We start from the raw sequence: 1229 nt of genomic DNA, 5'->3' as shown, positions 1-1229 counted from the left end.
AGGATAGACACCATCCCCTAAACCAATCGGCGCTAAAGCATCACTAACTAAGAAAATTCCTCGATGATAATTACTGGCTTTTAGTAATAATTCTATCATGGTTGGATGGATGTGTTGACCATCGGCAATTAACCCACAATAAACATCGCAATTGATAATTGCTTCCCCTAATAAACCCGGGTGACGATGGTGTAAAGGAGGCATGGCATTGAAGGCATGAGTAACCATTTTTGCCCCCTGTAAAAAGGCTTTTTTGGCTATTTCTTGACTCGCTTGCGAATGTCCTAAACTGACGGTAATCCCTCGATCGCTTAGGTATTTAATTACAGTACCGCTACTATCTAATTCTGGGGCTAAGGTGATAATTTTTACGATCGATAAGTAGTCCCCAAAGATTTTATCTACTGTTTCTATACTTGGGTTTAAAAGATATTGTCCCGGATGCGCCCCCCTTTTTTCATAGTTTAAAAATGGTCCCTCTAAATGTACTCCTAAAACCTGCGCGCTCGCTCGATTTTCCTGTTTCTGTTTCTCGATATATTTGGCAATTACTGAGAGGGATTTTTGAAATTTCTCCACGGACGTGGTGACTAGGGTGGGAAGATAACCATCAATTCCTTGATTCTCAAGATAATCGCTAATCTTATCTAATTTTTCTAGATCTGTTATTTCTAAGTCGGGAAATGCTAATCCTAATCCCCCGTTGATCTGTAAATCTACTCCTCCTAACGATAGCCAATCCCCTTCCATATCGATAATCTTTTCCCCTTTTTTCTTTCCCACCATCTCCGTGATTCTCTCGATCTTTCCCGCAGCATTTATCTCTATTTGTTGTCGATCCTGATAGGCGGGAATTCTAGCGTTAATTAGGGTTATCATAGCAGCAGAAAACTAATTTTTTTTTTATTATAATCTCAAAAAAAACTTTTTTTTTGATGATGCTTGACAAGGGAGCATTTTTGTGAGATGCTTTTTATACAATGGGAATCTTTGCGTTTATGCACAAGTTCTTAAATCCAATTATATAAAAACTGATCATAAAAAAATAATACCATAACCCGCCCGCTCTCTGTCCAGAGATTGCAAAAATACTTGACAAAATAATTACAGCCTTTCTCTGGCGGTTCTTAGGAGGGAGTGACTGTCAGAAGGAAAGGCTTGTCCTATAATAAAATTAAGACCTTATAAAAACTACTTTTTTAGCGATAAAAGAGTAGCAATGTCAGGGA

The 1229-nt window shown here is 38.2% G+C and carries 1 protein-coding gene; it reads right to left on the bottom strand.

The features are described from left to right. Positions 1-879 (bottom strand): N-acetylglucosamine-6-phosphate deacetylase (gene nagA / locus IQ242_RS25150; protein ID WP_193961831.1); only part of this gene is annotated, 879 nt, incomplete at its 3' end. Positions 880-1229 lie beyond the last annotated feature (350 nt).

It is taken from the genome of Microcystis sp. LEGE 08355, assembly GCF_015207185.1.
GTDB classification, from domain to species: domain Bacteria; phylum Cyanobacteriota; class Cyanobacteriia; order Cyanobacteriales; family Microcystaceae; genus Microcystis; species Microcystis panniformis.
This window is presented reverse-complemented; position numbering and strand designations above follow the sequence as displayed.